The organism is Bacteroides sp. 51, assembly GCF_010500965.1.
GTDB lineage: Bacteria > Bacteroidota > Bacteroidia > Bacteroidales > Bacteroidaceae > Bacteroides.
The window spans coordinates 1-319 of record NZ_QVMI01000174.1 but is presented as its reverse complement, the minus strand read 5'-3'; the positions used below and the strand labels follow the sequence as shown (position 1 = coordinate 319).

Genomic DNA, 319 nt, shown 5'->3' with positions numbered 1-319 from the left:
GTCCGGGTACGTAGCGAAATGTCTTCGGCACCATTTGTACAAAGGAAATTCGGACAATAGAACTGGATCTTTTCTTTATAAATGCCGTAGAGTGTGAACCGTATCTTACGGCCGACCACCAACTTATGTTGGAACATGCCGAAGAAATCATGGTAGGGGTAAACAGTTTCAGCTTGAGATAATCAAGCAACGTCATGCCGGTTACTTTCTGCACAATGGCGGAAAGCACATAGGCGCATATATTTCTCATCCAACATAACCTGTTTGCCCGACACATTAACATATTGGGCAGAAATACTTAATACGGAACGTGTACGTG

At 43.6% G+C, this 319-nt stretch carries 1 pseudogene; it reads left to right on the top strand.

Annotation, left to right across the window (positions count from 1 at the left end):
- Window positions 1–77: 77 nt before the first annotated feature.
- Window positions 78–164, top strand: a pseudogene (locus tag D0T87_RS25260) (hypothetical protein); the annotation flags it as partial.
- Window positions 165–319 lie beyond the last annotated feature (155 nt).